Source organism: Pseudomonas sp. NCHU5216, assembly GCF_052156495.1.
Lineage (GTDB): Bacteria > Pseudomonadota > Gammaproteobacteria > Pseudomonadales > Pseudomonadaceae > Aquipseudomonas.
Map to the genome: position 1 here is coordinate 1 of NZ_JBQLIX010000045.1, position 7,828 is coordinate 7,828.

At 61.5% G+C, this 7,828-nt stretch carries 7 protein-coding genes and 4 tRNA genes; 8 read left to right on the forward strand and 3 right to left on the reverse strand.

What is annotated here, in order from left to right:
• Positions 1–203 precede the first annotated feature (203 nt).
• Together ACSVIK_RS22610 and ACSVIK_RS22615 are read left to right on the forward strand one after the other, a co-directional pair.
• Positions 204–689: a glutathione peroxidase gene (locus tag ACSVIK_RS22610; RefSeq protein ID WP_442446405.1), complete on the forward strand. Its 486-nt coding sequence runs from the start codon at positions 204–206 to the stop codon at positions 687–689.
• On the forward strand, positions 686–1,213 hold the full coding sequence (locus ACSVIK_RS22615; protein ID WP_442446406.1) for a MarR family winged helix-turn-helix transcriptional regulator: 528 nt from the start codon (positions 686–688) through the stop codon (positions 1,211–1,213). Before ACSVIK_RS22610 ends, ACSVIK_RS22615 begins: the two co-directional genes overlap by 4 nt.
• Here the strand turns inward: ACSVIK_RS22615 and ACSVIK_RS22620 are convergent.
• Positions 1,147–3,456, reverse strand: coding sequence for a response regulator (locus ACSVIK_RS22620; protein ID WP_442446407.1), 2,310 nt, complete (start codon positions 3,454–3,456; stop codon positions 1,147–1,149). The genes ACSVIK_RS22615 and ACSVIK_RS22620 overlap by 67 nt on opposite strands.
• Positions 3,457–3,556: 100 nt before the next feature.
• Here ACSVIK_RS22620 and ACSVIK_RS22625 point away from each other — a divergent pair, with 100 nt between their 5' ends.
• Positions 3,557–4,447 carry an ATP-binding protein gene (locus ACSVIK_RS22625; RefSeq protein ID WP_442446408.1) on the forward strand — a complete coding sequence of 297 codons (891 nt, stop codon included), beginning with the start codon at positions 3,557–3,559 and terminating at the stop codon, positions 4,445–4,447.
• Positions 4,444–4,926 (forward strand): GAF domain-containing protein, encoded by a 483-nt coding sequence (locus ACSVIK_RS22630; RefSeq protein ID WP_442446409.1) that lies wholly within the window; start codon positions 4,444–4,446, stop codon positions 4,924–4,926. Before ACSVIK_RS22625 ends, ACSVIK_RS22630 begins: the two co-directional genes overlap by 4 nt.
• A gap of 35 nt (positions 4,927–4,961) precedes the next feature.
• Here ACSVIK_RS22630 and ACSVIK_RS22635 read toward each other — a convergent pair whose 3' ends face one another.
• Together ACSVIK_RS22635 and ACSVIK_RS22640 are read right to left on the reverse strand one after the other, a co-directional pair.
• Positions 4,962–5,627 carry a glutathione S-transferase family protein gene (locus ACSVIK_RS22635; RefSeq protein WP_442446410.1) on the reverse strand — a complete coding sequence of 222 codons (666 nt, stop codon included), beginning with the start codon at positions 5,625–5,627 and terminating at the stop codon, positions 4,962–4,964.
• 69 nt (positions 5,628–5,696) lie between these two features.
• Entirely contained in the window at positions 5,697–6,467 is a 771-nt protein-coding gene (locus ACSVIK_RS22640) for a hypothetical protein (protein WP_442446411.1), read from the reverse strand.
• A 221-nt stretch (positions 6,468–6,688) separates the two neighbouring features.
• Between ACSVIK_RS22640 and ACSVIK_RS22645 the strand changes: the two genes are divergently transcribed.
• From ACSVIK_RS22645 to ACSVIK_RS22660, 4 genes are all read left to right on the forward strand, one after another.
• Positions 6,689–6,764 (forward strand) — tRNA-Glu (locus ACSVIK_RS22645).
• A 15-nt stretch (positions 6,765–6,779) separates the two neighbouring features.
• A tRNA-Gly gene (locus ACSVIK_RS22650) sits at positions 6,780–6,855 on the forward strand.
• A gap of 46 nt (positions 6,856–6,901) precedes the next feature.
• Positions 6,902–6,977, forward strand: a tRNA-Glu gene (locus ACSVIK_RS22655).
• Between the two features lie 15 nt (positions 6,978–6,992).
• Positions 6,993–7,068: transfer RNA gene (locus tag ACSVIK_RS22660), tRNA-Gly, on the forward strand.
• Positions 7,069–7,828 lie beyond the last annotated feature (760 nt).

Genomic DNA, 7,828 nt, shown 5'->3' on the forward strand with positions numbered 1-7,828 from the left:
AAAGTGACTCGCCCGGGAGGGCGAAACCAGAAACATCAGCAAAAACGCGGCAATCCGGAACAGACACCCAAGCAACCCACCAACACACAAACTTGCCAGTCCGGCAACAAATTCATCCTCCTTTTCTGGCAATTGAATTGCACGCAATTCAATTGCTCGCTACCTTACTCCAATCTCCCACCTGTTTAAGGACGACTCCCCCCATGAGCCATGCACTTCTCGATATCCCCGTCACCACCATCAAGGGCGAGCAGAAGACCCTCGCCGACTTCGGCGGTAAGGCGCTGCTGGTGGTCAATACCGCTAGCAAGTGCGGCTTCACCCCCCAGTACAAGGGGCTGGAAAGCCTTTGGCAGCAGTACAAGGACAAGGGCCTGGTGGTGCTCGGCTTTCCTTGCAATCAGTTCGGCAAGCAGGAGCCGGGCGACGAGGGGGCGATCAGCGAGTTCTGCGAGCTGAACTTCGGCGTCAGCTTCCCGCTGTTCAAGAAGATCGACGTCAATGGCAGCGATGCCCACCCGCTGTTCGTGCAGCTCAAGAAGCGCGCGCCGGGTTTGCTCGGTAGCCAGGGCATCAAGTGGAACTTCACCAAGTTCCTGATTGGCCGTGATGGCCAGGTGGTCAAGCGTTTCGCTCCGACCACCAAGCCCGAGGAGTTGGGCACCGAGATCGAAGCCCTGCTGCAATGATCGGCGCGAGCGAGACCGGGCTGAGCCTGGACGACCAGTTGTGCTTCAAGCTGTATGCCGCCTCGCGGGCGGTGATCCGGGGTTACAAGCCGATGCTCGATGCCCTGGGCCTGACCTATCCGCAGTACCTGGTCATGCTGGTGCTCTGGGAGTGGCAGGCGAGGCCGCCGGTACAGCCGACGCTCAAGGCGCTGGGCCAGCGTTTGCAACTGGATTCGGGCACCTTGACACCTCTGCTCAAGCGCCTGGAGCAGAGCGGCCTGGTGCTGCGCCAGCGCGCCGCACAAGACGAGCGTGAAGTGCATCTGGCGCTGAGCGAGCGCGGCCTGGCGCTGCAGGCCCAGGTGCTGCCGCTCAAGACGCAGATGCTGTGTCAGTTCGCGGAGGGCGAACTGGCCGAGCTGGAGGGCCTGCGCCAGCGCCTGGATCGGCTGCTGGCGCGCCTCGATCCACCGGCTCAGGCCGGCAGCCAGGCCTCCAGCAGCGCCGCCAGTTCCTCGCGGCGGAAGGGTTTGGCCAGGTAATCGTTCATGCCGGCGGCGCGGCAACGCTCGCGTTCGTCGGACAGGGCGTTGGCGGTCAGGGCGATGATCGGCAGCTCCGGCCAGCGGCCATTGAGGCGGATGCGCCGGGTGGTTTCGTAGCCATCCATCACCGGCATGTTGCAGTCCATCAGCACCAGATCGATGGGCTCCTGTTCCAATTGCTCCAGGGCTTCGCCGCCATGGGCGGCAACCAGCACTTCGCAGCCGAGCTTGGCCAGCATGCCTTTGGCCACCATCTGGTTGACCGGGTTGTCTTCCACCAGCAGCACGCGCGCGCTGCGCTGTGCTGTGCCGGCCTCACGCAGTGCGGCCTGAGCCTCCTGGGGTTCGTGCTGGAGCTGATGCCGCAAGGCCTGGCGCAGGCCAGCACGGGCCAGCGGGCGGGCAATCTGTTGCAAGGGGGCCAGGCTGGCGGCCTGTTGCTGGGGCAGAAAGTTGCCGTAAGCCGTGACCAGAAGAATCGGCGTGGTAATGGCCGGGCGTATGCCCAGCAGGCATTCCGGGCAGTCGCTGATCAGCAGATCGGCCTGGACGCCGAGCAGGCTGGCGTCGGTGTCCAGGCGCCGATAGTCGAGGCCCCAGACCGGCAGCCAGCGTTCGAGCAACTGGTGCAGGCCGCTGCTGCTGGGGGTCATCGCCACGATGCGCCCCTGCAGTTGGGCAGGCGGCAAGGCCTTGCTCTGGGTCGGCAGGGGCAGCAGGGCGCAGAATTCGCTGCCGAAACCTTCTTTCGAGTGCAGGCTCAGGCTTCCTTGCATGGCTTCGCACAGACGCCGGGTCAGGGCCAGGCCCAGGCCGGTGCCGCCGAATTCGCGGGTGATGCCGACCGTGGCCTGGGCAAAAGGCTGGAAGATACGCGCCTGTGCTTCTTCCGAGATACCAATGCCGGTGTCGCGCACGCAGATAGTGATGCCAGCCTCGGTGCGTTCCACGCGTACATCGACGCGGCCGAAACGGGTGAATTTCAGCGCATTGGATAGCAGGTTGCTGACGATCTGCCGAACGCGGGTCGGGTCACCGAGCACCTGGGCGGGCAGGTGTGGGTCGATCAGGCAGGTCAACTCCACGGCGGCCGCGGCATTCTGCGACAGCAGGCTGGCGGTTTCTTCCACCAGCAGGCCCAGATCGAAGGGAATCTGCTCCAGCTCCAACTGGCCGGCCTCGAACTTGGACAGGTCGAGAATATCGTTGAGCAACTCCACCAACACCTTGCCGGAATCGTGGGCGATGCTCAGTTGCTGGTGCTGTTCGCTGCTCAATGGCCCATCCAGGGCGAGGGCGAGCATGCCCAGCAGACCATTGAGCGGTGTGCGGATCTCGTGGCTCATGTTGGCCAGGAAGGCCGAACGCGCCTGGGCCATGTTCAGGGCGGTGGTGCGCGCTTGCTCCAGCTCCTGGTTGGACTGGCTGAGACGGGTGTTGGCAGCCTTGAGCTCGGCGGTGCGGGCCGAGACGATATTTTCCAGCTCGCTCAGGTATTGGTTCAGTTGGTCTTCGGCAGCGCGTCTCTGCTCGATTTCCTGGGTCAGGCTGGACAGGTGGCGGTTGGTCACCTCCACCAGCGTGCCGATCTCGTCGTGTTCGTGGCCGCTGGGGCAGGGCACGGGGCGGGCCTGGGCATCCTGCGGATTGCGCAGGCTGAGCGCGCGGATGACGTTGACCAGAGGCTTGGTCAGCATGAAGTAGAACAGCACCAGCAGAATCAGCGACAGCAGCAGGCTGCGAGCGAAGCCGGTGAGCAGGGTGAGCAGGGAGCGGTCGAGGAAATGGCTGCCGAAGGCGTAGGTGTCCACCTCCAGGCGCAGCACGCCGAGCGGCTCGTGCGGCGAGTGGGCGACGTACAGCGAATCCTCGAATTCACGCTGGGCGCCGAACAGGCTGTCGCTGAGTACCCGGTAACGGCTTTCCCGCCGTGGCCGGCTGGCGCTGGCCAATACCAGGCCGCTGTTGTCGATCAGGGAGGCGTGAATCACCGCTGGCGAGCGCAGCAGTCCCAGCACCAATTCCTGAGCCAGCTCGGCATCGATGTTGTAGGCGATGCGAGCCGCCGGGTTATGGCTGATTTCCAGCAGCGCGTGAATCTCGCGGTTGATGGAGGCCTCTTCGCTGGCATAATCGATCGCCACCTGAATGATGCTGAGCAGGGTGCCGAGGATGAACGCGACCAATACGGTCAGGCCGGCTTGCTTGAACGAGAGGCGATGGGTGAGCGAAATGTCCATGAAGGCCCGCATGTTCCATGATCCTTGGCGGCAAGCATAGCTGATTGCGGAGCTGGATCGGCAGCGCGTTCTGTGAGCGCTGATTAATGAGGAGTAGATGGTGGATTCTCGATTGCAGAGCTTTCTGACACGGGCCGAGCAGGTGTTGGAGCGGCTCGAACCCCTGTTGCCTGCCTTGCGCCCGCAAGTTGACTGGCAGCATTGCGTTGCAGCGCGCTGGCAGCGCGATGGGCGTAGCGGTTATTTGCAACCTTTGCAGGTCAGCCTCGACCTGTCGTTGAGCGATCTGCTCGGCGTCGATGCGCAGCGCGAGCAACTGGCGCGCAACACCCGGCAGTTCGTCGATGGCCTGCCGGCCAACCATGCCTTGCTGTGGGGCGCCCGTGGTACGGGCAAGTCGTCGCTGGTCAGGGCGCTACTGGCCGAGTACGCGTCCGCTGGCCTGCGCCTGATCGAGATCGAGCGCGACCATCTGGCCGACTTGCCGCGCGTGGTTGAACTACTGGCGGATCTGCCGCAGCGTTTCGTGCTGTTCTGCGACGACCTGTCCTTCGAGGCGGGCGAGGGCGACTACCGGGTGCTCAAGAGCGTGCTCGACGGCTCGCTGGAGCAGGCGCCGGACAACGTGCTGCTATACGCCACCTCCAATCGCCGGCACCTGGTGCCCGAGCGCCAGAGCGACAACGACAACTGGAAGATGGTCGATGGCGAGCTGCATCCCAGCGAAGCGGTGGAGGACAAGATCGCTTTGTCGGATCGCTTCGGCCTGTGGCTGTCGTTCTATCCCTTCAGCCAGGAGCATTACCTGATCGTGGTACGGCACTGGGTGGCGGTGCAGGCGCGTGCCGTGGATTTGCACTGGGAATGGGACGAGGCGCTGGAAAAAGCCGCCATTCGCTGGGCACTGGGGCGCGGTAATCGTAATGGCCGCTGCGCCTATCAATTCGCCCGCCACTGGGTCGGGCTGCAACTGCTGGAGCAACGAGCATGATCGATCTTTCCCAAGCCGGTGCGGGGAGGCACGGCTATGACCTGCTCTGTGCACAACTGCAGGCGTTACTTAGCGGCGAGCGTGATTTCATCGCCAATGCCGCACAGTTCTCCGCGTTTCTCTTCCACGAGCTGGCAGACCTGAACTGGGCTGGTTTCTACCTGGTCAAGGACGGGGAACTGGTGCTGGGGCCGTTCCAGGGCAAGGTGGCCTGTGTGCGCATCCCCTTTGGCCGCGGCGTGTGTGGCGCGGCAGCGGCCACTCTGCAGACGCAGCGGGTGGAGGACGTGCATGCCTTCGCCGGGCACATCGCTTGCGACAGCGCCTCGAACAGTGAACTGGTGGTGCCGCTGCTCAAGGACGGGCGCCTGATCGGTGTGCTCGATCTGGACAGCCCGCTCACCGGGCGTTTCAGCGCTGACGATCAAGCCGGTATCGAGGCCCTGGCGGCGATCTTCCTGGCCGCCAGCGACTGCTGAGAGCGAGCGCGCAGGGCTCCTGCGCGCGACGGTTATCAGCGGCGAATACCAAGCTTCTCCAGGGTGCGCAGCTCGCGCGGCAGCAGTTGCTGCACGCTGGCGCGCGCCTTGATGCGGGCATAGTGCGCGGCCAGATTGGGCCAGCGCGCGGTGTCCAGGGTTTCGCCGCCATGCTCCATGTTGATCAACTGGCAGGCGAGGGCCAGATCGGCCATCGTCGGCGTCTCGCCGAGGAAGAAGGGGCCTTCGCCCAAGGTGGCTTCGAGGTAGTCGAAGTGGCTCGGTAGTGCGTTCTTTAGGGCGTGCTGCACCTGCTCTTCATCGCAGCTCTGGCCCATGCTGGCCTTGAGTACGCGATTGCGGAACACGCTGAAGGTGCACAGCGGCGCCAGTTCATAGTCAGCGTATTTTTCCAGCCAGCGCACCTGGGCACGTTGTTCGGCACCTTCGCCGTACAGAGCCTGGCGCTCGGGGTAACGTTCCTCGAGGTACTGACAGATCACGCTGGAGTCGGCGAGATTGAGTTCGCCATCGCGGAAGGCCGGAATCCGCCCCAGGGGGTTGAGCTCCCGATACCAGGCAGGTTGATCACCGAACGGCATGATCACTTCCAGATCGTACTCCAGACCCTTTTCCAGCAGGCACAGGCAGAGTTTGCGTACGAAGGGGGACAGGGGGGCGCCGTAAACGGTCATGCTCATGGTGCTAGGGCCTCGTCAGGGATGATGGTTTGGGCTGCAAAGGGCGGCGGCGCAGACGGCGCGCGGTGCTCAGTCGTAGATGTTCTTCTTCTTCCAGTCTTGTTCATCTTCCAGACCCTTGAGGCCCTCGGTCAGTTCGCTGGGTTCGCCCTCGGCCGGCGGCGGATTGTCCAGCACCATGGCGTTGGCGCGGGCCAGTTGTTCCTCGAAACGCTTGAGCTGGGCCTGGTACAGCGCCGGTTCCGGCTGTTTGCGCAGATACTGCACGGCGCGCTCGAAGGCCAGACGGGCCTGGCCGGGGCGGCCCTGTTGCAGTGCGCTCTGACCCAGGTTGTTGAAGCATTCGACATAGACCTGCACCAGCATCTGGCGGATCTGCCGCATCCATTGCTTGCCGTCGTTCACTGGGATCAGGTTGATCTGCACGGCCCCGGTGATCAGCGCCTGGAGGTTTTCCAGCACGTAGCGCACTTCCTTGGCCTTGGCTTCATTGAGAATGGGCTGGGGCGGGTTCTTCACGGCAATCGATTCGCCCTGAACCGCCAGCGCGCGCAAGGCGTCGATCTCGCCGGCGAGGTTGGCATTGTGCTTGTCCACGGACTGCAGGCGCTCGCTGAGCTGGAGTTGCAGTTGGCACAGCAGCAGCTTCAGGCGCGGGGTCATCAACTGGCCGGGGATGCGTTCGGAAACGTCCTGGCAGCGGCGGATGCGATCGATCAGGTCGGCGCGCTGACGGGCTTTGTCCAGCTTGCTTTTCTCGACGGCATGGTTGATGTACGCAATGATCATCAACAAGGCAATACCGATGACGATAAGCAGGGTTATCACGATCGGGGACAAGGTATGAACCTCTTGGCTACTGGCGTTTCGCCCGAGTGTAGTGGCTTGTCTGCACGGCTCCTAGCGCTATGTCGAATTCTTGGGTGAAGTCTTTGATTTTAAAAATTTTTTAGAGAATGGTTGACGGCCCTGCAAAGGCTCCATAGAATGCGCGCCACTTCCAGCGCAATGCCAGAAACAGAGCGAAGGAAGCCGGAAAGTTGCTTGATGTTCCGGGGTGTGTCCCCTTCGTCTAGTGGCCTAGGACACCGCCCTTTCACGGCGGTAACAGGGGTTCGAGTCCCCTAGGGGACGCCACTTTCAAGCTGTAATGCGGGAATAGCTCAGTTGGTAGAGCACGACCTTGCCAAGGTCGGGGTCGCGAGTTCGAGTCTCGTTTCCCGCTCCAGATTATAGAAATGCTGCTTCGGCAGGGTTTCAAACGAAGTTCCAAGGTCCCCTTCGTCTAGTGGCCTAGGACACCGCCCTTTCACGGCGGTAACAGGGGTTCGAGTCCCCTAGGGGACGCCAATTTAAAGTTGTACCGCGGGAATAGCTCAGTTGGTAGAGCACGACCTTGCCAAGGTCGGGGTCGCGAGTTCGAGTCTCGTTTCCCGCTCCAAATAAACGAAAACGCCGCTCAATCGAGCGGCGTTTTCGTTTCTGTCAAAAGGTCTCAAGTTCCTGAAGGTTTTTAAAAAACCTTTTTGTCTTCGTGAGTTCTGCCGTAAGTCACTCCTCTGACTAATGCTTCGTTGAGTCAATAACTCCGCCGAAATAAATAGCCGCCTGCCTTGATTCAAGAACAGTGCCAATTGGCTTGGCCATGCTGGCTGTAGGCTGCGTAAATGTCTTTTGATCGCTTTTTCTCTGTCCTTTTTAGAGAGGATGTCAATATTTTTGTGGCTCAGTCTCGACGACTTACCCGTGCGGTAACGGCTAATGCACAGTTTAGCTCTCGTATGAGCTTGTCGTTGGTCGTCCGCTTGCGGCTGGCGCTTGGGCTTGCTGGTTGGCTGGATAGCAGGCGTTCGTGCTGGTTGCAGTGAAGGCGTGGTTCACGGAAGCGTAACAATGTCCAGTGTGCTGTGCTTCGCATTTGTAAGATTTTTTATAAAGCTGTCTTGATGATGTTACATTGACATTGTTATAACTGCTCGCCATGGAATTGAGGTGCAGATCCTACATGAGGATGCTGCGAAAACGAGGTGCGTACGACGCGCCGAAAGTGCAGGGAAAGCGCTATGGACGGGGTTGCTCAAAGAGAAATGGCTGGGCGGGGTGTGAGCTTGCTTGCACGGTTTTTCTCGACAGTCAATTGGTTGTCACGAAAACCTCCTGCCCCAATGAAGTCATGCTGCAATGCTCAATGCTTGCCTGTA